General features: G+C 36.0%; 25 protein-coding genes. 14 read left to right on the top strand and 11 right to left on the bottom strand.

Features of this window, described 5'->3' with window-relative positions:
* Positions 1-2 precede the first annotated feature (2 nt).
* Positions 3-449, top strand: coding sequence for a hypothetical protein (locus J5J03_RS10580; protein ID WP_208589416.1), 447 nt, complete (start codon positions 3-5; stop codon positions 447-449).
* A 121-nt stretch (positions 450-570) separates the two neighbouring features.
* On the opposite strand, the gene J5J03_RS10575 is transcribed toward J5J03_RS10580, so the two are convergent.
* From J5J03_RS10575 to J5J03_RS10565, 3 genes are all read right to left on the bottom strand, one after another.
* Entirely contained in the window at positions 571-1206 is a 636-nt protein-coding gene (locus J5J03_RS10575; protein WP_208589415.1) for a hypothetical protein, read from the bottom strand.
* Between the two features lie 165 nt (positions 1207-1371).
* On the bottom strand, positions 1372-2499 hold the full coding sequence (locus J5J03_RS10570; RefSeq protein ID WP_208589414.1) for a S1C family serine protease: 1128 nt from the start codon (positions 2497-2499) through the stop codon (positions 1372-1374).
* Positions 2500-2515: 16 nt separating this feature from the next.
* Positions 2516-3673, bottom strand: a complete 1158-nt coding sequence (locus J5J03_RS10565; RefSeq protein ID WP_208589413.1) for a zinc-ribbon domain-containing protein — start codon at positions 3671-3673, stop codon at positions 2516-2518.
* 803 nt (positions 3674-4476) lie between these two features.
* On the opposite strand from J5J03_RS10565, the gene J5J03_RS10560 reads away from it, so the two are divergent.
* A complete protein-coding gene (locus J5J03_RS10560; RefSeq protein WP_208589412.1) occupies positions 4477-4656 on the top strand; it encodes an aspartyl-phosphate phosphatase Spo0E family protein in 180 nt (59 codons plus the stop codon).
* 424 nt (positions 4657-5080) lie between these two features.
* On the opposite strand, the gene J5J03_RS10555 is transcribed toward J5J03_RS10560, so the two are convergent.
* Positions 5081-6241 (bottom strand): aminotransferase A, encoded by a 1161-nt coding sequence (locus J5J03_RS10555; RefSeq protein ID WP_208589411.1) that lies wholly within the window; start codon positions 6239-6241, stop codon positions 5081-5083.
* A 111-nt stretch (positions 6242-6352) separates the two neighbouring features.
* On the opposite strand from J5J03_RS10555, the gene J5J03_RS10550 reads away from it, so the two are divergent.
* Positions 6353-6685: a hypothetical protein gene (locus J5J03_RS10550; protein ID WP_208589410.1), complete on the top strand. Its 333-nt coding sequence runs from the start codon at positions 6353-6355 to the stop codon at positions 6683-6685.
* Between the two features lie 60 nt (positions 6686-6745).
* Here J5J03_RS10550 and J5J03_RS10545 read toward each other — a convergent pair whose 3' ends face one another.
* From J5J03_RS10545 to J5J03_RS10535, 3 genes are all read right to left on the bottom strand, one after another.
* Positions 6746-7210 (bottom strand): YkyB family protein, encoded by a 465-nt coding sequence (locus J5J03_RS10545; protein ID WP_208589408.1) that lies wholly within the window; start codon positions 7208-7210, stop codon positions 6746-6748.
* Between the two features lie 62 nt (positions 7211-7272).
* Complete coding sequence (locus tag J5J03_RS10540; protein ID WP_208589407.1) at positions 7273-7845, bottom strand: SCO family protein; 573 nt, start codon at positions 7843-7845, stop codon at positions 7273-7275.
* A gap of 13 nt (positions 7846-7858) precedes the next feature.
* Positions 7859-8710, bottom strand: a complete 852-nt coding sequence (locus J5J03_RS10535) for a metallophosphoesterase (RefSeq protein ID WP_208589406.1) — start codon at positions 8708-8710, stop codon at positions 7859-7861.
* Positions 8711-8885: 175 nt separating this feature from the next.
* Between J5J03_RS10535 and cbpB the strand changes: the two genes are divergently transcribed.
* The 3 genes from cbpB to J5J03_RS10520 all read left to right on the top strand — a co-directional run bounded on the left by cbpB (position 8886) and on the right by J5J03_RS10520 (position 11822).
* Positions 8886-9326 (top strand): cyclic-di-AMP-binding protein CbpB, encoded by a 441-nt coding sequence (gene cbpB / locus J5J03_RS10530; RefSeq protein WP_208589405.1) that lies wholly within the window; start codon positions 8886-8888, stop codon positions 9324-9326.
* Positions 9327-9395: 69 nt separating this feature from the next.
* The gene (gene dapD / locus J5J03_RS10525; protein WP_208589404.1) at positions 9396-10115 is read left to right on the top strand and encodes a 2,3,4,5-tetrahydropyridine-2,6-dicarboxylate N-acetyltransferase; all 720 of its coding nucleotides are present in this window, start codon (positions 9396-9398) and stop codon (positions 10113-10115) included.
* A gap of 591 nt (positions 10116-10706) precedes the next feature.
* A complete protein-coding gene (locus tag J5J03_RS10520; protein WP_208589403.1) occupies positions 10707-11822 on the top strand; it encodes an N-acetyldiaminopimelate deacetylase in 1116 nt (371 codons plus the stop codon).
* Between the two features lie 97 nt (positions 11823-11919).
* Here J5J03_RS10520 and J5J03_RS10515 read toward each other — a convergent pair whose 3' ends face one another.
* Positions 11920-12753 (bottom strand): mechanosensitive ion channel family protein, encoded by an 834-nt coding sequence (locus tag J5J03_RS10515; protein ID WP_231710688.1) that lies wholly within the window; start codon positions 12751-12753, stop codon positions 11920-11922.
* Between the two features lie 191 nt (positions 12754-12944).
* Here J5J03_RS10515 and J5J03_RS10510 point away from each other — a divergent pair, with 191 nt between their 5' ends.
* From J5J03_RS10510 to J5J03_RS10500, 3 genes are all read left to right on the top strand, one after another.
* On the top strand, positions 12945-14696 hold the full coding sequence (locus tag J5J03_RS10510; protein ID WP_208589402.1) for an ABC transporter ATP-binding protein: 1752 nt from the start codon (positions 12945-12947) through the stop codon (positions 14694-14696).
* 27 nt (positions 14697-14723) lie between these two features.
* Positions 14724-16550 (top strand): ABC transporter ATP-binding protein, encoded by a 1827-nt coding sequence (locus tag J5J03_RS10505; RefSeq protein WP_208589477.1) that lies wholly within the window; start codon positions 14724-14726, stop codon positions 16548-16550.
* 112 nt (positions 16551-16662) lie between these two features.
* Entirely contained in the window at positions 16663-17334 is a 672-nt protein-coding gene (locus J5J03_RS10500; RefSeq protein ID WP_208589400.1) for a potassium channel family protein, read from the top strand.
* Between the two features lie 74 nt (positions 17335-17408).
* On the opposite strand, the gene rnjA is transcribed toward J5J03_RS10500, so the two are convergent.
* Both rnjA and J5J03_RS10490 read right to left on the bottom strand, forming a co-directional pair.
* The gene (gene rnjA, locus J5J03_RS10495; protein ID WP_208589399.1) at positions 17409-19076 is read right to left on the bottom strand and encodes a ribonuclease J1; all 1668 of its coding nucleotides are present in this window, start codon (positions 19074-19076) and stop codon (positions 17409-17411) included.
* A gap of 3 nt (positions 19077-19079) precedes the next feature.
* Positions 19080-19289 (bottom strand): DNA-dependent RNA polymerase subunit epsilon, encoded by a 210-nt coding sequence (locus J5J03_RS10490; RefSeq protein WP_208589398.1) that lies wholly within the window; start codon positions 19287-19289, stop codon positions 19080-19082.
* A 430-nt stretch (positions 19290-19719) separates the two neighbouring features.
* Here J5J03_RS10490 and J5J03_RS10485 point away from each other — a divergent pair, with 430 nt between their 5' ends.
* Positions 19720-20496 carry a Cof-type HAD-IIB family hydrolase gene (locus J5J03_RS10485; RefSeq protein ID WP_208589397.1) on the top strand — a complete coding sequence of 259 codons (777 nt, stop codon included), beginning with the start codon at positions 19720-19722 and terminating at the stop codon, positions 20494-20496.
* A gap of 137 nt (positions 20497-20633) precedes the next feature.
* Here J5J03_RS10485 and def read toward each other — a convergent pair whose 3' ends face one another.
* Positions 20634-21188, bottom strand: a complete 555-nt coding sequence (gene def / locus J5J03_RS10480) for a peptide deformylase (protein WP_208589396.1) — start codon at positions 21186-21188, stop codon at positions 20634-20636.
* A 172-nt stretch (positions 21189-21360) separates the two neighbouring features.
* Between def and J5J03_RS10475 the strand changes: the two genes are divergently transcribed.
* The 4 genes from J5J03_RS10475 to J5J03_RS10460 all read left to right on the top strand — a co-directional run bounded on the left by J5J03_RS10475 (position 21361) and on the right by J5J03_RS10460 (position 25770).
* Complete coding sequence (locus tag J5J03_RS10475) at positions 21361-22005, top strand: YkyA family protein (RefSeq protein ID WP_208589395.1); 645 nt, start codon at positions 21361-21363, stop codon at positions 22003-22005.
* 387 nt (positions 22006-22392) lie between these two features.
* Positions 22393-23475 carry a pyruvate dehydrogenase (acetyl-transferring) E1 component subunit alpha gene (pdhA, locus tag J5J03_RS10470; RefSeq protein ID WP_208589394.1) on the top strand — a complete coding sequence of 361 codons (1083 nt, stop codon included), beginning with the start codon at positions 22393-22395 and terminating at the stop codon, positions 23473-23475.
* Positions 23476-23478: 3 nt separating this feature from the next.
* Entirely contained in the window at positions 23479-24456 is a 978-nt protein-coding gene (locus tag J5J03_RS10465; RefSeq protein WP_208589392.1) for an alpha-ketoacid dehydrogenase subunit beta, read from the top strand.
* Between the two features lie 30 nt (positions 24457-24486).
* Positions 24487-25770 (top strand): dihydrolipoamide acetyltransferase family protein, encoded by a 1284-nt coding sequence (locus tag J5J03_RS10460; protein WP_208589391.1) that lies wholly within the window; start codon positions 24487-24489, stop codon positions 25768-25770.
* Positions 25771-25773 lie beyond the last annotated feature (3 nt).

The following is a 25773-nucleotide window of genomic DNA, read 5'->3' as shown; positions in this document are numbered from 1 at the left end:
ATGTGTGGAAGAAATACACAATTGTCATCGCTATAATCGCTTGTATTGGGACTGTCCTACTGTTTGTTATTAAGGATTTACAGAAAGCATCTTTAGTTGAAACAGTCAAGATTGAAGAACAATATGAGGATTTTATTGTACATATACGCGCAGAAGAAACTAGTGATGGTTTTCAAGTGTTGCGGTCTATTCAATATATTGGGGAAGAAAATATGATGATTCAGCACAGAACACCGCTAACTCAAGTTACTATTAATGCAGATAATGCAACTTTTACTGGTAGTCCGATAACCAAACAGATGAAACCTGGGTACCAGTATCACCCAGAGCAACCATTGAATTTTCCTGCTCTTGAAAAAGGGGATCATAAAATGTATGTCCATACCCAGTTCTTTATTGATGGAGAAAGAATTGACATTAAAACTGAGGAAACGATTTCTTTCCAATGATTCGCCTGATCACCCCGTTTAAAACCCGTTTCATATGATAAATGAAAACGGGCTTTTGCTGTTGTTAACATCCCCTGAAATTCAGATTGATACTATACGATTAGTTTTCTAAATCAAACAATTACTCTTGTTTATCCGTAATAATCATTTCCTGTTCTGTATCATCTGGTAGTTGTTGGTATTTGATCGTAATAGATTCTTCATCAAGCCATTCTGCTGTTTGAATATGTATTGCTTCAGGAGGTGTGGGCTCGAATTTAACTGTAGTCCAGTCTTCCAGGTTGAATACTCTCCATGTATCCACTTGAAACTCATTCAAAATAAATAATAATTTTGATTGATCAGGTGATAAAATTACTTCCTTCAAATGAACTAAATCATCCACTAGAAATGAACGGTTTGGCTCATTTCTATCTAATAAGAGATAAGAACAAGTAGTAGAGGAGCAATTAAAAGATAGTAGGTAAAGTCGATCCAGGTCAAGCTTTTCAAGATTCATGTTAGCTATAGCTCTATCTCTGTCGTCCACCGTGTTGAGATAGGCACCAAGTATAGTAATATTTTCTGTGTTTAATGTTATGATTTCATCTTCTAATACAAACTCTACTTCAGGGCTTTCTTTTTCCTGAGGTGTTTCTTCATGGTCTAATAATTCATCTATTGGTTGATCAGGCTCTTCCTTGGTGATCATCGGCTCGCTTTCTTGATTACTACATGCGATCAAAAGAATAAGTGAAATAATAACGGCTATCTTCAAAGCAGCACCCCCTCTTTATCTTTAGTGCTAACCGTCCGTAATTTCCCACTTGGAAAATGTAAGTGCTTCAAAGAGGTGAAAGTAGGATAAAACGGACGCTAACCCCCTGATAAGTTTCGCTAACCATCAGTAGGGGAAAACCCCCCTACTGATGGAAGTCTCACTTTATGTGGCTTGTTGCAATTTAAGTATTTTTAGCTGATCATTTTCATATCCGACAACTAACACATACTGCCGTGATTCCTGGACTTCTTCGTATGACTCATTTCGTTTCGTTATTTCGACGTTGATTTCCATATGGACTTCATCATTTTGAGTATCAATTATGTTTTTGTCTTGAACCTCTAAATTGATCAGTGTTTGAAATAATTGACGGAAGTCTGTATAACTCGTACTGTTTTGATAGTGACTACCTAATAAAGAATAGGCGTTAACATAATCCCTTAGTTCAATGTTATCAAAAAAGTAATCAGCAATATAAAGGGTGTCTTCTTTAAGCTTTTCCTTATTAATTTGTTGATCGGTGGGGGAGAGAATAGTTAATTCATCTTCTTGTACATTTTCCGTCCATTCTGAAACTATCTGCGCTACTTGGGAGATTGGTATACTGAATCCGATGTCTGTGTCAGAAATGCCCGCAGAGTTAATCCCAACTACTTTTCCGCTATTTCTTGAAATAAGTGGCCCACCACTATTCCCATGTGTAATGTTAGCAGAGATTTGATACACTTCATCATATTGGTAATCATTTATCGAAAATGATCGATCAGTACCAACGATCAATCCGAGAGATACACTATTCTGAACTCCCATCGGACTTCCGATAGCGATTATTTCATCACCAATATCGGCTTGTTTGTCTGTTTCTAGCGCTATTGGCTCTAGTTGGTTTAGCTCTGGAACGCGAATTACTGCAAAATCTTGATCCTCTCCGATCCCAACTATTGCAGCCGGATATTCTCTGGCATTGGTTAATTTAACAATAATGGTATCCGCATCCTCGACCACATGGGCGTTTGTAAGGATATCACCTTGATTATTTATCACAAAACCTGAACCTGTTTTGTTATTGACATCACTGGAGCTTTCAATTTGAACGACTGATTTTTGAGATTGATGAATAATATTTTTTAAATTTATTTCACTCTCAGTTGTAATATTCGAAGCTAGCGTATTAGTTATTTTTATTGGTTGTTCCATCCAACTGAAGTAAATACTAATTGCTGCAATTATTGCTGATAATAGTATGATGACAGTTGAAAAGATAGGAATATATTTTCTTTTTTTATACATAAAAATCCCCCGAAGTTTATTCTAAGTACCAAGTAACTTCTTCTACTTTAGGTGTTAACCGCTTGTAATCCGCATCAATGTCATAATGAGTAAATTCAAAATTACCCTCTTCATCTGGATATAATGTCTCTGGGAATACATAAACATCGTTTTCTAAAACAGTATTGTCGTCCTTATCATGAACTGAATAACTGACTAAAATAGAATGGATAGGGACTGTAGCAACACTTTTTAGTTGACCAGTAATGATCCAGTTATCTTTTTCTTCTTGTATTTGTATATCAATGAGTTCTATAGCATGACTTTCATTTACCTCTTGTTCTTCCTCAAAAGCAGAAAGAGCTTGTTCGATTCGTTGCTCCTGAGCAGATTCGAAAGCTGTTTTCTCTTTATTTACTGTTGCTTTTAAACTTTCTAATTGTTCAGAGCTTTCTACTACTTTCAACGTATCTTCAATTACATGTAACGCCTTAGAAAATTGAAATTCTTCTAATAGAGCAGTTGCCTCTTGATAAGTCATGGACACTAGCTTTTGGTGTACTTCTTCTTGTAACTCAGCTACCTGGTCATGTGTAATATCTTCTACCTCCCAAAATAAAGCCTTTAATTCATCGGTAGTAGGATCATTATTCAATTTATGTCTAGCCTGTTTTAATAAAGTTTGATTCTTGGTTGAAATATTTTCCTCTATTATTTGATCGGTTAAGTCCCCACTGAATTTCTGTAAATTAGTCTCAGAGTCTCGAATTATTTTAAATGACTCAGCGAATTTACTTTGTTCATTTAAAGTCTCAACTTGCTTGATATTTTCTTCGACTTCAATAGCAACATCTAAAAATGCTATAACTTCTTCAGCTGCTGGAAAATTCTCCTTGTAATCCAGTGCACGTTCAAGTAAATTTATTGCTTGCTGATAATCACCAATCAGAGCCATCTCAGCTGCTTCATCATAATAAGTTAAGGCTTTATTAGATTGATAGTTTGTAATAAAGTAGGTGGAGCCAATCAAGCAACTCGCAAATATCAATGATACAGTAGGGAGTAACCACCATTTTTTAGATGGTTTCTCTGGTAATTTTCTTTTATTTATATCTTCTGGTAATCTTTTTCCACAAGAAACACAAAAAGTTTCTATTGCTTCGACTTGACTACCACAATTGGGACAAAAGGACAAAATAATTCCTCGCCTTCTAGTTTGACTAAGTTGGGTTCGTTTATCATGATGCTAACGGTTTATAGGACCATCACTCCTGAAAGTCTTCTTTTATTATAGCATGAATCCATTTATTTCTTTAGAGGATTTGAGGAGAAAATGCTAAAATATTCTTTATTAAAATGAGAATTTTAGGTATAATAGAACAAGAAGAAACGGAAAATGAGGTGTAGAACGTGGATCTTTTTGGTATTTTATGTTTTGTGATTTTAATCGGTTGTATGGGTTATAGTATTTTTGATCGTGTAAAATAATGTAGAAGTAACAAAACCTCAATAGAAAATAGTCTATTGAGGTTTTGTTATGGTTGGTTTTATTCGTATGATAAAAAAGGCTACTTGCTATTTTAGCTTATCTAGTACAGTGCCTTATATAGACAAAAATCACCATTATTCCTAGTCGCACAATACGTACTTTGCTTGTAAAATACCTTCAAATATTTTATATTTAATACATATATTTGAATTTTCAATTGTTCTTTCAAGCCATTAAATCTGATTTCATATAGAGGGAAACAGAGTCACTTCGGATATAGGCAAAAGTACAATGGACCATTACTGGACGCAGACTCATTACATAATACTATCACAAATTAGGGAACAAAAATGTCGAAATGTTGCAGGATTTACGAGGAAATCTTTTGTTATATGAAAGAATTGTCTAATTTTGCGGTTCGCTTTACAAGAAACCATTTTTTTGGGATAATCAATAGCGTTTACCAAATGCGCTGTCAGACAAATCTATTGTAGGGGGTAACTCGGTAAATGACATTATATCCAGTAAATTTAATAAGTAAGATTGAGGAATTACGAAAAGAAATGACCGATGTTGCTCTCAAAAAAGGTATTACAAGCAAAGAATCACTGCACATTAGTCAAGAGTTGGACGAGTTATTAAATGACTATGAGCATTATAAGCAAAAACAAAATAAAGATACAGAATGAGTAGGAATAAATATATAAGGAAAACCCGTTTCAACCACTCCCTGAAACGGGTTTTGTATGCTGATATGGAAAGAAAGCATAAAATCAGCGTAATGACGGTATTTAACAAAGTAGTTATTTTGACAAATTTTAAGTGTGCTCCGACTAATTACTTCGCTTTCCGCGGGCACGGCCTCAACTAACTTTGTAAAGAAATTCACTTTGTAAAGTGGATTTTCCACTCCTGTGGGAATTGTTTGACCTGAAGATCCACTGTTTTGAGCGGGTTTTGCTCAAAAAAGTTAGCTGAAGGCCAAACCCCACGGAAAGGGAAGTGGGCAGCCGGAGTGGTGGTCAAACTGTTCAAATATTTCATCATTACTACTAAAGTAATAATGGACCGGCAGTGTGTTTGCCGGTTTTTCTTATCATGGAATATTTCTAACTAACTTGTTAATTTGGAGATAAACGCCTCGATCCGATCTAGTCCTTCTCTTAAAGTATCCATATCGTAAGCATAGGACAAACGCAAAAAGCCTTCCCCAAATTCTGAAAACGCGCTGCCAGGTACTAGTGCCACTTTCGCTTCTTCGACTAATTGTAAAGCCAATGAGAAAGAATCTTTTCCTAGGTGGCTAACGTCTACAAAAAAATAGAACCCTCCATCTGGTAAGTAAGTTTGTATGTTCATTGCTTTTAGCCTTTGATATACATAGTCTCTGCGTTCCTGATATACCTTTTTCATTTTAATCGGATCATGTTCGCCGTTCTTGATAGCCTCTAATGCCCCATGTTGGCTAATGGAAGAAGCACAAGATACATTATATTGATGGACTTTCAGTATATGTTTAGCTAACCAGTCAGCAGCAAGAACATAACCAATTCGAAAACCAGTCATAGAATGTGACTTTGACACGCCGTTAATAATGATTACTTTATCACGAATGGTTCGTAAACGTCCGATGGAATAGTGGCTTTGATCATAAACTAATTCGCTGTATATTTCGTCTGCAATCAAAAAGATATTATGATTTTCCACAACAGATGCTATTTCTGTTACCTCTTCCTTCGTAAGTGTCACTCCCGTAGGATTGGAGGGATAAGGGATAATGACAGCTTTTGTTTTAGGTGTAATCGACTTCTCTATTAAGTCAGCTGTTAATTTGAAATGGGATTGACGAGTATCGATAAACGTAGGTATTCCTCCTGCTAATTTCACTAACGGTTCATAACCAGGATAAACCGGCCCAGGTAAGAGTACTTCATCACCTTTCATTAAAATAGTTCTAAGTGTAATATCAATTGCTTGGGATGCTCCAACAGTAACAATAATTTCATTGTTAGGATCATACTCTAGTTGGTAGTTCGTGTTTATAAATGAAGCTATCGCCTCTCTTAAAGATAATATACCTGCATTATGTGTATATGTTGTTTGATTGTGATCAATTGCTTCCTTTGTTTTTTCTTTAACATGGGAAGGGGTAGGGAAATCTGGCTGACCAATTGTTAGTGAGAGAATATCAGTTTTATTTCCCACCATATTAAAAAATTGTCTGATTCCAGATATCTCAATGTCTTTCACTTGTTCATTGATGAATGATTCCAAAATGTATGCCTCCTTCATTTCCTCTTATAACTAGCACAATCTTTGGAAATAATAATACTAATTATAAAAGCTAGCATTATTTTATCATAAAATGAAAAGGAGGGACACATGATGGCTGAAGACCTTTGGAAAGAGATAGTAAGACTTAGTGATTTTCTTTTGTTAACGATGCAGACTGAATTGTTTTTTGTACTTTCTATCGTAAGTGGATTAATTATTCTATACTATGTATGCAAGCCTTTTGTAAAGTTTGTTATAGCATTAGAATGGAACACTTTCATAACATATATGTTTGTTGTGTTACTCATGTTCCTGCTCGTATCTGCATTTATGGATGTGCCGGATTGGAGATATGTTCTGTATGGAGTATTAATCTTTTCTATTATTATAAGTGTCAAGAGAAGTTTCTCTATCATGAAAAAAAACCAACCCTATTCCAACTAATATACGGAAAGCGGTTTACAGGAAGATGTGCATATCTTCCTGTTAGTGATAGGGATATTATTACCGGCGTTTTCTTTTGTGATAGAAAGGAGAAAGAGAAGAGGTTTTCTGTAAAAAAGGATTATAGTTAGGATTATGCCTTTTTGCTGGCTTTGGAACAGTCCAGTTTAAATATTCCAATAATGATGCTTTTGCCTTGTTCAATGAAAGGATAGGCTTTTGATTTCGATAGCTATCATTTAACTGACCAAGGTGGGGTAAGGTATCCATGTCCTCTTTATTAGGAGGAGTGTGAAAGTAGTAATTTCCTACTTGAACAAGTAATACCGAATGTTGGCGACTTTGCTTTGGATTGTTTGAAAAATGCAAGCCAACTTTTATTGCTTTTTTTTCCTTAATAAGCTTTTTCATTGTTTCATTTTTCAATCGATATAATTGCGTTGGATCTGGAGCGGTCTTGGCATGTCGGTTAACAATAAATAAGGCTTGTCCAATTCTTTCTATCGCTTGATCCGAATCTTTCATTTAATCACCTTCTTTCACATCATAAGAAAAGTAGAAGGACATCACCCCTTCTACTTGTTACTTTAATTCATTGATTGAATATCTTCAACTATTTTTTGCATATTGTCTGCTTGATCTCCAGTATATTTTTTAATAGCATTTCCATCTGGTGTTACTAGGTAGAATTGACTGGTGTGAACTACCTGATCTTCATTCTCAGGGTTTTCTATGAATGCTTTAAAGGAATTAGAAGCAAATTGACTGATATCTTCATCTGTGTAACCTGTTAGTGCATGCCAATTATCCCATGTCCCGCCACGATCTTCGATATATTGTTTTAAAATTTCTGGAGAGTCATTAGTTGGATCAACACTAAAGGAAACTAATTCAGCATCTATATTTTCTTCCTCTAAAAGACCTTGGAGTCTGGCCATATTAGCAGTCATGGATGGACAAATGGTATTACAGTTAGTAAATATCATGTTAGCTACCCAAAATTTACCGTCTAAATCACTCTTCGAAAAATCTTCTCCATCTTGATTTGTAAAGGTGAAATCTTCTACTTCAAAGGAAAAATCACCTTCATATTTATTCGAACCTGTACAGCCAGCTAAGATTAGTGCAACAAATATCATAAGTATTACATTACGTTTCATACCTTCACCTCGTTTATGATTTCTTTAATTGATACATCGTAATTTCAGGTTTGCAGAAAAAACGGTATGGTAATCTGGTGGTTCCTACACCACGACTCACAAACAACTGCAAAGGATGACTGCCGATTTCATAGGAGCCTTCCACGTATTTTTGAGCCAAGTGAGGAGTGTAAATATACCCTATAAAAGGTATCTGTACTTGTCCACCGTGACTATGACCTGATAACTGAATATCAATCGGATAGTCTTTTGTTATATCTGCATAGTCTGGTTCATGTGCTAGTAAAATGGTTAATTGGTCGTTGCTAATCCCATCTATTGCTTGTTCGATGTCAGGTCTTCCTAATAACGCATCATCTAGCCCAGCTAAATAAATCATATCACCATTTTTATCAATCTGTCTGTGTCCATTTTGTAACAATTCAAACCCACTCTGCTGAAAAACATCCATTAATATATCTGTTCCATAACCACCATGATCATGGTTGCCGTATATCCAAAACTTCCCATCTCTAGCTCTTAGTCTACCAAGTGTGGATGTTAACCTTTCATCGATTTGATATGTACGTGGATTATCTATTAAATCGCCAGTAAATACAATCATGTCCGGTTCTAATTGATTAATTTTAACTACTAATTCTTCTAGTTGATCGATTGTATATTGAAAACCAATATGAGTATCACTGAATTGTAGTATTTTGTATCCTTCAAATGCAGAAGGAGTTTTAGATGAATAGATATTAACATCGTGTACATCCAACATATTAGGTTCGATTTCTCTCGCATAATAATAAGTACCACCACTAAGTCCAAATAGTGTAATGATACCCCCAAATAAACGTTTTAAAAAAGTTCGACGGTTCATACAGTTTAAAGCCCTTTCCCTTACAGCCATAATAATATATGTATTCCATTATAGCATGGGGTGAGGTAAATATGATATCCATGCGATAGATTACACAAATTTTTAAAATTTATGTTAAAATAGTAGAGGTGATGTCATAATAGCTCCTTCACCAAAGAGAAAAGGAGTGTCCCATATGTCAAGCTTATTAAAAAAATCTTTAACTGATTTGACTGTAGAGGATTTGATGATACCAGCAGAAAAGGTGGCACATGTTCAAGTAGGTAATCCTGTAGAGCATGCTTTACTTGTATTAGTTGAATCAGGTTATTCATCTGTTCCGGTGTTGGACTTAGACTATAAATTCAAAGGAACGATTGCCAAAACACCGATTTTAAAAAGTGTAATGGGAATGGAACGGTTCGAGATGGAGAAATTAGCAGAGACAAAAGTAGAAGCTGTTATGCAAGTTGAGCAACCAACTTTAACAATGGATACCGATTTTTTAACATGTCTAAAAGTCGTCATTAATTATGCTTTTGCATGTGTAGTTGATGAAGAGGGATATTTTCTCGGTATTTTGACAAGGCGTGCTATTTTAAAAGAGGTTAACAAATCAATGTATGCGGCAAAATAATAATACTTGTAAAAGTAAATTATTTTTTGTTACATTTATAAAAACAACAAATATTGGAGGAAGAAAACAATGAAGCAAATGGATGCACATGAGATAATCTCATTTATTTCAAACAGTAAGAAATCAACACCTGTAAAAGTATATGTGAAAGGTACAGGGTTGGATACCATTGAAGCAACAGGGTCAATCCAGACTTTCTTAAACGATACTAATGGCGTTGTTTTTGGTGAATGGAAAGAAGTAAAAGCATTACTTGATACATACAGTGATAACATTACTGATCATGTTGTGGAAAATGATCGTCGTAATTCAGCGATCCCACTATTAGATATGAAAGATATTAATGCACGTATCGAGCCAGGTGCGATCATTCGTGAACAAGTGGAAATCGGTGATGGTGCTGTTATTATGTTTGGTGCGATGATCAATATCGGTTCTGTTATTGGTGAAGGAACAATGATCGATATGAATGCATCATTAGGTGGTCGTGCAACAGTAGGTAAGAATTGTCACGTTGGAGCTGGTGCAGTATTAGCAGGTGTTATTGAGCCACCTTCAGCACAACCAGTAGTTATTGAAGATGGTGTAGTAATAGGTGCGAACGCCGTAGTGCTTGAAGGTGTTCGTGTAGGTGAAGGAGCAGTTGTTGCAGCAGGAGCGATTGTGACAAAGGATGTACCACCAAACACTGTGGTAGCTGGGACTCCGGCAAAAGTAATTAAAGAAATCGATGACCAAACAAAATCAAAAACTGAAATTATGGAAGCATTACGAAAATTAGATGATTAATATCTCGTAAAAAGACAGGGTCATGTAGATCCTGTCTTTTTTAAGAAAAAGAATGCAGCATAATATGTAATTTATTTACTGCGAAGTAACTGGAAATGGGTTTGCTCTCTTCACACTGCTTTTTGATGAGTGCTACCATTCGCTCCGGTAGAATACTGCGCTTTCCTTGGGCTCGGATTCAGCTAACTTTGCAAAGAAAACCGTTTTGCAAAGTGGATCTTCAGCTCTCGCTGTCCCATAGGAGTCTCCGTATTCTGCCTACGCTTAGAGAACTGATTTATCTTTTGTAAGGGGAAGTACATAGCCATTCATTCTCATGGATTCAATATTTCAATAATCAGAACATTACGCAAGGCGGAGGCAAGATACGTAAACTCCTACGGGAATAGCGCGAGCCGAAGACCCCGCAGGAAAGCGATCTTCTTTGCTTTCCGAGGAGGCTAAGGCCGTTCCCGTGGAAAGCGTAGTACATTGCCGGAGCGTATGAAAGCACTCAGTAAAAATCAGAGTGGAAGGAAGCTACGCCAAGACAAATTTTCACAACTTCGCAGTATGTGTCTAGTATGAATAACGGAAAAGGGGGAAGTTTTGATGAATAAGGATCAGTTAGTAGCAATTAGACGTTCTTTGCACAAGATTCCGGAACTTGGTTTTCAGGAATATAAGACACAAGCATACTTACTAGAAATAATTAAAAATTTGAACCGACCAAATATTGAAATTACCAAATGGGAAACTGGTTTGTTTGTTTTGGTACAAGGAAAAAATCCGAAGAAAACAATTGCCTACCGTACGGACATAGACGGACTTCCGATTAACGAAGCAACAGATCTTTCATTTCAATCTGAACACTCTGGCCAAATGCATGCGTGCGGTCATGATTTACATATGACAATTGCATTGGGAGCTCTCGACGAGATTAGTGCAAATCCAATTGATAATAATGTTTTATTTATTTTTCAGCCAGCTGAAGAGGGACCTGGTGGAGCGGAACCAATGCTTGCATCTGAAACATTTCAAAAGTGGAAGGTAGACACTATTTTTGCATTACATATAGCGCCTGAACTTCCTGTCGGAACAGTGTCAAGTAGAGCAGGGACCTTATTTGCTAATACAAGTGAATTATTTATATATTTCACTGGAAAAGGTGGACATGCAGCATATCCGCATTTAACGAAAGATATGATTGTCACGGCCAGTAGTTTTGTTACACAATTACAACAAATTATTTCCAGAAAAGTTGATCCTTTGGACAGTGGTGTGATCACAATAGGTAAAATGACTGCTGGAACCGTACAAAATATTATTGCAGAAACGGCTCGTTTGGAAGGAACTATACGTACGTTACAACCGGAAACAATGACGGTTATCAAAAAAGAGCTTGCGAACATGATCAAAGGCTTTGAAATTGCTTATGATTGTACGATAGAAGTAGATTATGGTGCAATGTATTATCAAGTGAACAATAATAAGGTATGTGTCGATAAATTTGCAGATGTTGTTCAAAAAGAAGGGATTCAGTATAGTGAAGCAAATGAAGCGATGACTGGTGAAGATTTTGGGTATTTTTTAAAGGAAATACCAGGCTTTATGTTCTGGTTAGGGGTAGATTCACCATATGGATTGCATCACAGCAAACTAAACCCGAACGAAGATGCGATCGAAATAGGTATCAAAGCAGTAACAGCAATGATCAAAGAGATTTAAGTAGTAGGAATCAATAATGCTCAAGCGCTAATTTGTGATGAGGTATAGCAGTCATTCAATAGAAAAACTCACTCTGACAAACGAGTGAGTTTTTTGTTTAGTTATTCTTTTGTACGTATACTTGATGTGGGAATGGAATTTCGATATTGTTTTCGTCAAATGCTTCTTTAATCCGTTTACGAATATCTCTTTCCGCACCCCATTGTTCCATATTTTCGGTTTTACCGATAATGCGTAAAACAACTTCACTAGATCCGAAGGCTTGTACACCTAATACATCTGGACCTTCCGCAAAGCGAGGATCTGTCTCAAATTCTTCACATACACTTTTTAATACTGCCATTGCTTGATCAATATTATCATCATAACTAATTCCAATATCAACTAGTGCTCGCATATTTCCTCTGGAGTGATTGCTGACTCCAGCAATTTCCCTGTTTGGAACATAGTGAAGTGTGCCATCAAAACCACGAATTTTTGTAGTTCGCAAACCAACTTCCTCCACAATTCCATTATATCCAGCTGCAGTTACATACTCTCCAACATCGATCTGTTTTTCCAATAAGATAAAAAATCCAGTTACAATGTCACTTACTAATCCTTGAGCTCCAAAACCAATCGCTAAACCTACAACCCCTGCACCAGCAAGTAGGGGACCAATCGGTTGTTCAATGATGCCAAAGAACATAACGACAAAAACAAAAATTAAAACATAAGAGAAAACATTTAATAGTAGTTTTTCTAAAGTCTGCATTCTTGCTTCAGATACATTTTGCCGATGACTGGATTTTTTTAGTGCTGCAGAGATTAATTTCTTTCCGATTGGCGATACAATAAGTAGAGCAATAATAAGTACTAAAATCTTAATACCGTAATTAATCACAGTTTCTAATATGTAACCCCAATCAAATTGTAATCCTTCCTCAAACATATTTTGCCTCCTCTGATGATGATTAACTCTATCATATAAAAATGTAAATCAACACGCAAATAAAAAACTGGATCTGTTCACTTATTATCAATATCAAAAAAAAAATTCAGAAAATAAGTCGAAAAGGTGGAAATTTATTTCGGATGCCGTTATATTTATACATACGTAAAAAAATAGGGGGTGCAAACAAGATGGAAACATTTCAGAAACTGAAAGAATTTTATTGGCCTTTTAAAAAATACTTCTTCTTATCGGTGCTATTTGTTATGATTGTAGCCGGTATTACGGTAGTATATCCAATCATTTTACAAATTACAATTGATGATGTGGTTACACCTGGAAACTATCAACTGATTCCGTTCTTAGCAGTTGGCTTTATTTTAATTATGCTTTTGAAAGGGGTTTCCAACTTTCTGCAACAGTACTTAGGTGACTTGTTTGGTGTGAAGGCTGTATATACTTTGCGTGATCAATTGTACAAGAAATTGCAAAGGCTTTCTTTTACTTATTATGATAACGCACGTACTGGTGATCTAATGTCGAGGTTAACAATGGATGTAGAAGGGTTCCGTTTTTTCTTAGCGGCAGGATTTCGTGAACTAATCAGAGTATCATTATTAATCGTAATCAGTTTAGGGGTAATGTTTTATTATTCTATACCACTAGCACTGGTGACAATGGCTGTTATGCCATTCTTGGCTGTAGTTGTTTACCGCTTTGATAAAAAAGTACACCCAGCATTTAGAAGTGTCCGGAAGTCATTAGGTCGATTGAATACTCGTATCCAAGAAAATGTTAGTGGGATGAATACGGTTAAATCATTATCGAAAGAAAATTTTGAGATTAAGAGATTTTCATCAAATAACTTGAACTATAAAGATGTAAATATTTTTACTTCTAACATTTGGTCGAGATATTTCCCATTAATGGAGTTTATTGGTAATGTAAGCATGGTAGCATTGTTGATTTACGGAGGTTATTTAGTTATTAATGGTTCCATACAACTAGGTGAGTTGGTTGCTTTCTTTAGTTTGGTAACGTATATTTTAGGGCCATTAATGCATTTAGGTTTTATCGTAAATCAATTCTCACAGGCTAAAGCATCTGGTGAACGACTGCTGGAAATTCTTGAAGCAAAAGAAGATATTGTGGAGGAAGAAGATCCAATAGTTCCAAAGCGCATTAAAGGTCATATTACTTTTAACAACGTTTCATTAACGTATACGGAAGATGATGATTCTGCATTAAAAAATATTTCGTTTGATGCACCACCAGGAAAAGTTATCGGTTTAATTGGTCCTACTGGTGCAGGTAAAACAAGTATTACACAGTTAATTACAAGATTTTATGAACCAGAAGAAGGAGAGGTTTTAGTAGATGGTAAACCGACAAGTTCCTATTCTATAAAATGGTTGCGAAAACATATTGGATTTGTATTGCAAGAATCCTTTTTATTTTCTACAACGATAAGGGAGAATATTTCTTACGGTAATCCGGAAGCAAACATCGATGAAATTATTGCTGCTGCCAAACGGGCGCAGGCACATGATTTCATTATGGAAATGCCGAAGGGGTACGATACGTTACTTGGTGAACGTGGTATGGGACTCTCTGGAGGTCAGAAGCAAAGAATCGCAATAGCTCGTGCGATATTAATTGATCCGAGTATTTTAGTTTTAGATGATGCGACATCAGCAGTAGATATGGAAACAGAATTTCAGATTCAAAAAGCGCTTAAAGAAGTAATGAATGGTAGGACAACATTTATTATCGCGCACCGTATCTCTTCATTAAAGCATGCTGATGAGATTCTTGTGTTAGAAGAAGGAGAAATCAAAGAACGTGGTACACATGATCAACTAATTAAACAGCATGGAGCATATCGTCGCATTTACGATATTCAATATCAAGATCGCGACAGTATTATGCAATCTGTTGAATAGAAGGAGGGAATCTTAGTGGCGAAGTCGATGACAGCAAAAGAGATGAAAAAGGACAGTCCCCATTTAAATCGGTTTTATTATCCGTTAGATCAAGTGGTGGAAAAGCCTTTTAATTGGAAGCAAATGTGGCGGCTGCTTATCTATTTAAAACCATATGCCAAAACGTTGATGCCTGCAGCAATAATAGCTATGCTTGTATCTACTATTGTTAGATTAGTTGTACCAGTCATTATTGGTACATGGGTTATTGATAGGGCAATTGCAGATCAAAACGTTAGTTTACTTACTTATTTAATTATAGGAATATCAGTATTATATCTATTAAGTTATGTAGCAAATACGTTTCGAATCAGATGGGTCAATATTTTAGGACAACGAGTTATTCATGATTTACGTAAGAGTTTGTTTTCGCATGTACAACGTCTATCTCATAATTTCTTTGATAAGAGATCGGCAGGGTCTATCCTGGTACGGATATTAAACGATGTTAACTCTTTACAGGAACTGTTTACGAACGGGATTATTAACTTGCTAATGGATGTTGTGATGCTGTCAGGTATTATTGTTATCCTGTTTGCATTAAGTCCGCCATTAGCATTAGCCGTTCTATTTATATTACCGATTATGTTCTTTATTTCTACTAAATTACGAAGAAGGATTCGTCGTTCCTGGCAGGATGTACGTATTCAGAAGTCGCGCTTGAACTCACACTTAAACGAAAGTATGCAGGGGATTCGCATTACACAGTCCTTCTCTCAGGAAAAGGAAAATACCGAGTTCTTTAATGGTGTGAATACAGATAACTATGAAAAAGAGCGAATAGCCATGAAGAAGAGTGCTTATTTTGGTCCATTCGTAGAGATGAGTAACGCGATTGGTACAGTGATCTTAATTTCATATGGTGCCCATCTCATTATTACAGAAAATATCGAAATTGGTGTGTTTGTATCTTTTGCCTTCTATTTAGGGATGTTTTGGGAACCTATTTCCCGTTTAGGACAAATTTATAATCAGTTATTAGTCGCGATGGCTTCCTCAGAACGTATCTTTGAATTTTTGGATGAACAACCAAACGTTGAAGAGAAAAAGGATGCAAAAGATTTTCATGATATGAAAGGTCATATCGTATTTGATAAAGTACAATTTTCTTATGATGATGATCGTGTAGCATTACATGAAATTTCATTGGAAATGAAACAAGGACAGACGGTTGCACTTGTTGGTCATACTGGTTCAGGTAAGTCTACAATTGCGAATTTAATCAGTCGTTTTTATGACCCGACTGAAGGTATCGTTAAGATTGACGGGCATGATCTTCGTGATATGCGATTAGATAGTTTACGAACCAATATATCAGTTGTATTGCAAGATACTTTTATTTTCTCGGGTACAATCATGGAGAATATTCGTTTCGGACGTCCGGAAGCAACAGATGAAGAAGTAATCGAAGCTGCAAAAGTAGTAGGAGCAGATGATTTTATTAAAAGATTATCCAATGGCTATCATACAGAGGTAGAAGAGCGGGGCAATATATTGTCTGCTGGAGAAAGACAGTTGTTATCTTTTGCTCGTGCATTATTAGCTGATCCGAGGATCTTAATTTTAGATGAAGCAACAGCTAGTATTGATACAGAAACAGAGGTAAAAATTCAACAAGCACTAAAAAAATTGCTGGAGGGACGTACAGCAATTATGATTGCCCACCGATTGTCTACTATTCGAGAAGCGGATAATATTATCGTCTTAGAGCATGGTCGCATTTTGGAACAAGGGAACCATGATGAATTAATGAAGCGAAAAGGTGAGTATTATGATCTTGTTAAATCACAATTTGAAATGTTAGACGCGTTATAAGAAGAGCGCTGGGAGCAAACGCATCTAAAGTGGAAACCAGATATTAAATCTGGTTTCTTTTTTGTTTCAATGTGATAAAATGAGTATGATTATAAGTGTTGGAGGAGTTTATATGAAACGTGAATTTGCAGTGATTGGTTTAGGTCGATTTGGAGGAAGTATCTGTCGTGAGCTGAGTGCAGATGGTTTGGATGTATTGGCAATCGATATACAAGAGGATAGAATAAAAGAATTTAAAAATATTGCGGCACACGCTGTAATTGCGGATACAACCGATGAAAATGTGTTAAAGGAATTAGGTGTCCGAAATATTGACCATGTTATTGTTGCAATTGGTGATGATATCCAAGCAAGTACACTCACCACATTGATGTTAAAGGAATTGGGGGTCAACAAAATAACGGTTAAAGCACAAAATGATTATCACGCAAAAATATTAGATAAAATTGGTGCAGATCATGTGGTACATCCAGAGCGTGACATGGGGAAACGTATTGCACATAGTATTATCTCGACCAATATTTTGGATCATTTGGAACTATCTGATGATCATAGTATTGTGGAAGTTAAAGTAGGGGAGAAAATGGACGGCAAAACCTTGCTGGAATTAGATATTCGTGCTCAGTATGGCTGTAACGTTGTTGCTATTAAAGAAGCTGACGAGAAAGGTATCAATGTCTCTCCGATGGCAACACAAACAATCGAGCGAGATGATATTCTTATCGTTATTGGAGCGGATAAAGACATATCCCGATTTGAAAAGCAATTAGTAGTAGAAGACTAGTTTGTTGATAAGAGTATCTATACTTAAACAAAAAACCCGTTTCAACTATTAGTTGAAACGGGTTTTTAGCTAAATTATACTTCCATAATGATTGGTAAAATCATTGGACGACGTTTTGTTTTGTCGTAAAGGAATGGAGCGATTGTATCGGTAATTTCATTTTTAATTTCAGACCACTGTGTAGTTCGGCGCTCCATTACTTTATTTAAATGTTTGGAAACAAGCTTTTGAGCCTCATTGATTAAGTCTTCAGATTCTCGCATATAGACGAATCCACGCGATATAATATCCGGACCTGATGCAATTTGGAATTCTTTCATATTAATACTTACGACTACGATAACTAGTCCTTCCTCTGAAAGGATCCGTCGATCGCGTAATACAATATTACCAATATCTCCAATTCCACTACCGTCTACATAGACTGAGCCCGAAGGAATCTTACCAGCAATTGCAGCACTATCTTTTCCTAACGCTAATACTTCACCATTATCCATAATAAAGCTATTCTTAGGTGGTATGCCACAGCTGTCAGCTAATTTCGTATGCTCGTTTAACATACGATACTCTCCATGGATCGGCATAAAATATTTAGGTTGAATAAGACGTAGCATCAATTTTTGTTCTTGTTGACCACCATGACCTGAAGTATGGATATCGTTAAGTGGTCCGTGAATTACTTCGGCACCAGCACGGTACAATTGGTTGATAATTCTACTAACACTCAGTGTATTCCCAGGGATTGGTGAGGAAGAGAATACAACTGTGTCACCAGGTATAATCTGAATTTGACGGTGTGTACCGTTTGCGATTCTAGATAATGCAGCCATAGGTTCTCCTTGTGAACCAGTACATAGGATGGTCACTTCGTTAGCAGGAAGTTGGTTTATTTGATGTGCATCGATAAACGTGTTTTTAGGTGCACGAATATATCCGAGCTCTTGTCCAATCTTAATAGAACCTTCCATGCTTCGTCCGAATACGGCAACTTTACGATTATGTTTAACGGCTGCTTCAACGACTTGTTGCAAGCGGTGGATGTTGGAAGCAAAAGTGGCAAAAATTAATCTGCCATCCACTCGTGAGAATATATCATTAATGCTGTCACCAACTACTCGTTCTGATAAAGTGAAGCCAGGAACTTCACTGTTTGTACTGTCTGATAATAGACAAAGAACGCCTTCTTTGCCGATTTCAGCCATTTTTGCCAAATTGGCAGGTTCACCAACTGGTGTAAAATCAAATTTAAAGTCACCAGTATGAACAATATTTCCTGGAGGTGTTTTTACAACAATACCATAAGAATCGGGAATACTATGTGTCGTTCGGAAGAAGGACACAGCTGTTTTTCTGAATTTAATTACATCATCTTCTTGGAAGCTGTGTAACTTTGTCGTGCGTAATAATCCATGTTCATCCAATTTATTTCGAATAAGGCCAATTGCTAATTTACCAGCATAAATAGGCACATTTAATTCACGTAACAAATAAGGTATTCCACCAATATGGTCTTCATGACCGTGTGTGATGAATAAACCTTTTATTTTATCTTGATTTTGCACAAGGTAGGTGTAATCAGGAATGACATAATCAATACCTAATAATTCATCTTCAGGAAACTTTATACCTGCATCGATAAGAATGATTTCGTCTTGAAATTGAACACCGTATGTGTTTTTACCAATTTCACCCAAACCACCTAGAGCAAAAACCGCTGTTTGGTCATTTTTTACAAATTTCATATATTAAGCAGTCTCCACTTTGTAAAAAGGTGATTGTTGTTCATATTCTAAATGTGCCTCACTTAACAATTGGATTAATTCAATATTAATATGCTTTCCTTTTAAAGAGTCACGCACTTCTCTTTCAGAAGAAGCTTCCATATACAAACTCTTTGTATGTTCACGTACAGGTATTTCTGATGCGTTTTCTTGGTAAAGTACTTTATAGATCATACTTATCTCTCCTTTAGTTGTTATTTGTTTTTCGATTCTATGGTTTGTTTTGTTGTTTGTACACATCGCCAGAACGATTAATGGTAGTTGGTATACGTTTTCTCCGTAAAACTTCCCGCATGCGTCGTTTTAATTTTTCTTTTAAACGTTTTAACATAATTACTGCTCAACTCCTTCCTATCTATATAGAAAAGAAAAGCAAGTATTCAACGAACCGATCCAATCCCTATTACTATATAGTATAGTATGAATTTCGGAAATTTGAAACAAAAAAGGCTAAAATAAATGAATTATTTTCTAAATGCTTGTTATTTTGGTTTCGTGTATCAATAGCTTCCCTTAGTTTTTACATCAAAGATTATACTTATGCATTTTCTTCGTGGTATAATCAGTTTGGTTATTTTTAAATTATATATAGAGGAGAATGAATGTGGGACAAAAAGTCGTATTTCTTGATATTGATGGGACAATCTTAGATCATGACAAACAAATTCCAGCAGCAACAAAAGCGGCTGTAAAACAACTGCAAGATTCGGGTGTGATTGTATCGATAGCTACCGGGAGAGCACCATTTATGTTTCAAGATATCTTAGAGGAATTAAGTATTAAATCGTATATTAGTTTTAATGGCCAGTATGCCGTATATAATGGTGAAGTTATTTATCAAAATCCGATTGGTACGGATCAACTGGAGAAATTGACAGCATTTAGTGTTGATCATAATCATCCACTTGTCTATCAAGGTGTTGATGATATGAAATCTACTGTAACTAATCATCCACAAATTGAAGAAGGTATGGGGAGTTTAAAGCGAAATCATCCATTAATGGATACGGAGTACTATAAAAATCAACCAATCTTTCAAGTTTTATTATTTGGTGAACCAAAGGAACAACAACTTTATCAAGAGGCATTTCAGCAACTACGTTTTGTTAGATGGCATCCGGTTTCCTGCGATGTTATGCCACAAAACGGATCAAAAGCTAATGGTATTGAGAAATTTATTGAGGCATTACATATTAACTGGGAAGATACATATGCTTTTGGAGATGGTTTAAACGATTTAGAAATGATTTCAAAAGTTCATACAGGTGTTGCGATGGGAAATAGTGTAGAAGAAGTCAAAGAAGCAGCTACGTTCGTAACTGATGGCGTAGATCAAAACGGTTTAAGCAACGCCATGAGGAAATTATCATTGATCCAATAAAAAATGTTGTTTAAATAAAGTTTCTTATCAAGGACAAAATACATTTACTTCGCAGTTTGTAGATACTATAAATTAGATCATAAAAGAATCCTGTCTCAACTTTGTTGAAGCAGGATTCTTGTGTATAATTTATTTTATTATTGGTCACACGGTTTAGCATTTTCTGGAACTGCAAATGGATCTTGTTTATTAATACGATCATAAAACATCACACCATTTAAATGATCAATTTCATGCTGGAATACAATCGCGGCATAGCCTCTTAATTTAAGTTTCACTTCATTCCCCTCTAAGTTAATGGCTTTTATCGTAACCTTTTGATAGCGTGGGACATACCCAGGCACTTCTCTATCAACGGATAGACAACCTTCACCACCAGATAAGTATGTTTCTGCAACAGAATGGCTAATAATTTTCGGGTTAAATAATCCATAGCTGTATTCTTTCTCATCAAAGTCTTGAAAGTGGACAGCGATCATTCTTTTAGATATGCCAATTTGTGGAGCAGCTAAACCAACACCTGCTCGTAGATCATATTTTTTAGCAATCTCCTCATCTTGACTATTCTTTAAGAACTGCAGCATTTCCTCCAATGTATTTTTCTCTTCTTTAGTAGGTGGCAGTTCTACTTCTTTTGCCACTTGAGTTAAAACAGGATTTCCCTCTCTAATTATATCTTTCATAGTAATCATTGACAAACACCTCTTCATAAATATTCGTATTATCTATCATATCGAAAAATGAGTAAAAAATATAGAATTCTACAATGCAATTTTAACTTTTGTACAAAAGCAAAGGTTTTTTATGTTATAATAAATTGGCTTATAATAATTCATGAAGTTGCTTTAGGAGGATTTAGGGAATATGAGAAGATTATTACTGATCAGCTTTTTGCTTACACTGGTATTAGTGGGATGTAGTGGAGAATCTGCCGCTAATGACATGTATGAACATTTAGAAGAAACAGTAGAATTAGAACGAACATTTGTGGAACAACAAGAGCCATTTACAGCACTGGAAGAAGAAGAACAAGAACTATATAACCAAATTATCGAATTGACAGCTGATGAAATGGATGAAATTACATCATTATCAGAACAAGCAATTGACACAATTGAAGAACGCAAAGAATTACTTCAAACAGAGTTGGAAAGTATGCAAGGAGCAGAAGAAGAATTTTCTCAAGTTAAAGAGTATTTGGATGATTTAGACGAAGAACCTAAAGAAATAGCTGAAGAAATGATCCAAACGATGGAACAACGATATGATGTTTATCAACAGCTAAATGAAGCTTATTTAAACTCTTTAGATCAAGATACAACTTTATATGAGTTATTTATGGATGAAGAGCTTACAGAGGAAGAACTCCGCGAACAAATTGATACAGTAAACCAATCATATGATGATGTAATGGAAATTAATACGGAATTTAATGAACTAACAGATACATACAATCAGCTTAAAGAAGATTTCTATAAAGCAGCTGATTTGAATGTTGTATATGAGTAAAGCTTTCGATTTCTCGGAAGCTTTTTTTGTTGTTTTAAAAACTAATAATAATAGTACAGATAAAAAAAGTTTATGAAACAGATTTTATAAAAGCGCTTTAATTAATGTGGGGATACGATTTTAAAAGGGTAGAATAAAAATGTAATTAAATCTTGCAAAGTGTTTGACCAACAGACTTCAATAAGCTAAACTATACATGTATAAAAATTGTACCAGTAATTTAAGTCGATTCTTATGTAACAGTTTAATATTACATAGGCAGATTATTTTTTGTCCTAAAGGGTATAGCAATAATAATGACTTTGGTACAGATTTTTTAATCTTTTGGGAAAGCTAATTTTGATAAATTTAAATTAGGCTATAAAGGAAAGGAAGAGGTGAATTCTTTTGAAACGTACTTTAGAAAATATCGAAGAACAATTTGAAACGTTTCAAATTCTGAATGAAGAAGGTAAAATCGTAAACGAAGATGCTATGCCTGATCTTTCAGATGAAGAGTTAAAAGAAATTATGTATCGCATGGTGTATACAAGAATACTTGATCAACGTTCGATTGCGTTAAACCGTCAAGGTCGTTTAGGATTCTATGCACCGACAGCAGGACAAGAGGCATCACAATTAGGAACACAGTTTGCTCTTGAAAAAGAAGACTTTATTTTACCTGGTTATCGTGATGTACCTCAATTAATCTGGCACGGGCTTCCGTTATATCAAGCATTCTTATTTTCCCGTGGCCATTACCATGGTAACCAAATGCCTGAAGGTGTTAATGCTTTAAGTCCGCAAATTATCATTGGTGCACAGTACACACAAGCAGCAGGTGTAGCCTTAGGTATGAAAAAACGTGGCAAAAAGTCAGTAGCTATTACTTATACTGGTGATGGTGGTACTTCTCAAGGTGATTTCTATGAAGGAATCAACTTTGCTGGTGCTTACCAGGCTCCGGCTATTTTTGTTGTGCAAAATAACCGTTTTGCTATCTCGGTACCTGTTGAAAAACAAACTGCCGCTGATACATTAGCTCAAAAAGCAGTTGCTGCAGGTATTGATGGTATCCAAGTAGATGGTATGGATGTTCTTGCTGTATACGCAGCGACAAAAGATGCAAGAGAGCGTGCTGTGAATGGTGAAGGTCCTACTTTAATTGAAACTTTAACATACCGTTATGGTCCTCATACTATGGCTGGTGATGACCCTACTCGCTATCGTACAGAAGAAATGGATAATGAATGGGAGAAAAAAGACCCTATCGTTCGCTTCCGTAAATTCTTAGAAGAAAAAGGTTTATGGTCTGAAGAGGAAGAGAACGAAGTAATCGAAAAAGCTAAGGAAGAAATCAAAGCAGCAATTAAGAAAACAGATGAACAACCAAAACAAAAAGTTACTGATCTAATCGGTAATATGTATGAAGAACTTCCAGCTCACTTGCAGGAACAAATGGAAGAATATAAAGCAAAGGAGTCGAAGTAAATCATGGCTCAAATGACAATGATCCAGGCAATTACTGATGCTTTAAGAGTAGAATTAAAAAATGATGAAAATGTACTTGTGTATGGAGAAGACGTTGGCCAAAACGGCGGGGTTTTCCGTGCAACGGAAGGTTTACAAAAAGAATTCGGTGAAGATCGAGTTTTTGATACACCATTAGCTGAATCTGGAATTGCAGGTATTTCCATTGGTCTTGCAACTCAAGGCTTCCGTCCGGTACCGGAGATTCAATTCTTTGGATTCGTGTATGAAGCAATGGATGCTATTAATGGCCAAATGGCACGTTTACGTTACCGCTCTGGTAATACTCAAACTGCTCCAATTACGATTCGTTCACCATTTGGTGGAGGTGTGCATACTCCGGAACTTCACGCTGACTCTTTAGAAGGTCTTATTGCGCAACAGCCAGGTATGAAAGTAGTTATTCCATCTGGTCCTTATGATGCAAAAGGTCTTTTAATCCAATCTATCCGTGACAATGATCCGGTAGTATTCTTAGAGCACATGAAACTGTACCGTTCATTCCGTGAAGAAGTGCCTGAAGAAGATTACACACTAGAATTAGGTAAAGCAAATGTTGTGCGTGAAGGTAATGATGTAACATTAATCACATATGGAGCAATGGTACATTCTTCACTAAAAGCAGCAGAAGAACTGGAAAAAGATGGCATTGATGCAGAAGTAATCGACTTACGTACGGTTATGCCTGTTGACTTTGATACCATTATTAAATCAGTAGAGAAAACAAATCGTGTAGTAATGGTACAAGAAGCGCAGCGTCAAGCAGGTATTGCTTCTTATGTAGTATCTAATGTTCAAGAACGAGCTATACTACACTTAGAAGCACCTATCCTGACAGTAGCTGCTCCTGACACAGTATATGCATTTACACAAGCAGAAGAAGTTTGGTTACCAAACTATAACGATATTATCGAAAAAGTAAATAAAGTCATTAATTTTTAAGCAATAAAATCGAGACGGGAGGTCATTTGAATGGCTTTTGAATTTAAATTGCCTGATATTGGTGAAGGTATCCATGAAGGTGAGATTGTAAAATGGTTTGTAAAAGCTGGTGAAGAGATAAAAGAAGACGACGTAATTTGTGAAGTGCAAAACGATAAAGCAGTTGTTGAAATTCCTTCTCCAGTAGAGGGTACGGTTAAAGAAGTACATTTTGATGAAGGTTCCGTTGCGACAGTTGGTGAAACTATTATTACGATCGACGCTGAAGGATATGAAGATGAAGGATCAGCAGATGATGGTGATAAAGCTGAAGCAAAAGATGAACCAAAAGAAGAAGTTAAAGATGACAGTGCGGCTAAAGAAGAAAAACAAGAGCCAGCAACTAAAGATCCGAACAACCGCGTAATTGCGATGCCTTCTGTTCGTAAATATGCACGAGATAACAATGTTAATATTGCTGAAGTACAAGGAACGGGAAAAAATAATCGGGTATTAAAAGATGATATTGATGCCTTCTTAAATGGCGATCAAAAAGCAGCAGATACAGCAGCTCAAGATCAGGCAAGTGAAGAACCAACTCAAGCATCTACTCAAACAGTTCCTGAAGGTGAATTCCCTGAAACTCGCGAGAAGATGAGTGGAATCCGTAAAGCAATTGCTAATGCAATGGTTAATTCTAAACATAAAGCACCACACGTTACCTTACACGATGAAGTTGATGTGACAGAATTGGTTGCACATCGTAAGAAATTTAAACCAATTGCGGCAGAACAAGAAATTAAACTTACTTATTTACCATATGTAGTGAAGGCTTTAACCTCTGCATTATCTAAATATCCAATTTTAAATGCCTCTATTGATGATGATACAGATGAAATCATCCATAAGCATTATTACAATATTGGTATTGCAGCTGATACAGAGAAAGGTTTACTTGTACCAGTAGTGAAAAATGCGGATTCTAAATCAATTTTTGCTATTTCCAGCGAAATTAATGAACTAGCAGGAAAAGCAAGAGATGGAAAGCTTGCTCCTAACGAAATGAAAGGTGCTTCTTGTACTATCTCTAATATCGGTTCAGCTGGAGGGCAATGGTTTACACCTGTTATTAACTATCCTGAGGCAGCTATCTTAGGAATTGGACGTATTGCTGAAAAACCAGTAGTACGTGAGGGTGAAATTGTCGTTGCACCTGTACTAGCATTATCATTAAGCTTTGACCACAGAATTGTTGATGGTGCAACAGCACAGTTAGCGTTAAACCAGATTAAACGTCTGTTAGAAGACCCACAATTAATTATGATGGAGGGGTAAACA

It is taken from the genome of Gracilibacillus suaedae (assembly GCF_017599345.1).
Lineage (GTDB): Bacteria > Bacillota > Bacilli > Bacillales > Amphibacillaceae > Gracilibacillus > Gracilibacillus suaedae.
The sequence above is the reverse complement of the archived record's forward strand: the minus strand, read 5'-3'. Positions and strand labels throughout refer to the sequence as shown.

Excerpts from the sequence above, each read along its gene's own strand:
- J5J03_RS10540 (WP_208589407.1), bottom strand. The coding sequence starts at position 7,845 with ATGAAACGTAATGTAATACTTATGATATTTGTTGCACTAATCTTAGCT.
- J5J03_RS10510 (WP_208589402.1), top strand. The coding sequence starts at position 12,945 with ATGGAAACATTTCAGAAACTGAAAGAATTTTATTGGCCTTTTAAAAAA.
- J5J03_RS10460 (WP_208589391.1), top strand. The coding sequence starts at position 24,487 with ATGGCTTTTGAATTTAAATTGCCTGATATTGGTGAAGGTATCCATGAA.
- J5J03_RS10560 (WP_208589412.1), top strand. The coding sequence starts at position 4,477 with ATGACATTATATCCAGTAAATTTAATAAGTAAGATTGAGGAATTACGA.
- J5J03_RS10465 (WP_208589392.1), top strand. The coding sequence starts at position 23,479 with ATGGCTCAAATGACAATGATCCAGGCAATTACTGATGCTTTAAGAGTA.
- J5J03_RS10520 (WP_208589403.1), top strand. The coding sequence starts at position 10,707 with ATGAATAAGGATCAGTTAGTAGCAATTAGACGTTCTTTGCACAAGATT.
- def (WP_208589396.1), bottom strand. The coding sequence starts at position 21,188 with ATGATTACTATGAAAGATATAATTAGAGAGGGAAATCCTGTTTTAACT.
- dapD (WP_208589404.1), top strand. The coding sequence starts at position 9,396 with ATGAAGCAAATGGATGCACATGAGATAATCTCATTTATTTCAAACAGT.
- J5J03_RS10500 (WP_208589400.1), top strand. The coding sequence starts at position 16,663 with ATGAAACGTGAATTTGCAGTGATTGGTTTAGGTCGATTTGGAGGAAGT.
- J5J03_RS10550 (WP_208589410.1), top strand. The coding sequence starts at position 6,353 with ATGGCTGAAGACCTTTGGAAAGAGATAGTAAGACTTAGTGATTTTCTT.
- J5J03_RS10535 (WP_208589406.1), bottom strand. The coding sequence starts at position 8,710 with ATGAACCGTCGAACTTTTTTAAAACGTTTATTTGGGGGTATCATTACA.
- rnjA (WP_208589399.1), bottom strand. The coding sequence starts at position 19,076 with ATGAAATTTGTAAAAAATGACCAAACAGCGGTTTTTGCTCTAGGTGGT.
- cbpB (WP_208589405.1), top strand. The coding sequence starts at position 8,886 with ATGTCAAGCTTATTAAAAAAATCTTTAACTGATTTGACTGTAGAGGAT.
- J5J03_RS10570 (WP_208589414.1), bottom strand. The coding sequence starts at position 2,499 with ATGTATAAAAAAAGAAAATATATTCCTATCTTTTCAACTGTCATCATA.
- J5J03_RS10505 (WP_208589477.1), top strand. The coding sequence starts at position 14,724 with ATGACAGCAAAAGAGATGAAAAAGGACAGTCCCCATTTAAATCGGTTT.
- J5J03_RS10475 (WP_208589395.1), top strand. The coding sequence starts at position 21,361 with ATGAGAAGATTATTACTGATCAGCTTTTTGCTTACACTGGTATTAGTG.
- J5J03_RS10515 (WP_231710688.1), bottom strand. The coding sequence starts at position 12,753 with ATGTTTGAGGAAGGATTACAATTTGATTGGGGTTACATATTAGAAACT.
- J5J03_RS10490 (WP_208589398.1), bottom strand. The coding sequence starts at position 19,289 with ATGATCTATAAAGTACTTTACCAAGAAAACGCATCAGAAATACCTGTA.
- J5J03_RS10545 (WP_208589408.1), bottom strand. The coding sequence starts at position 7,210 with ATGAAAGATTCGGATCAAGCGATAGAAAGAATTGGACAAGCCTTATTT.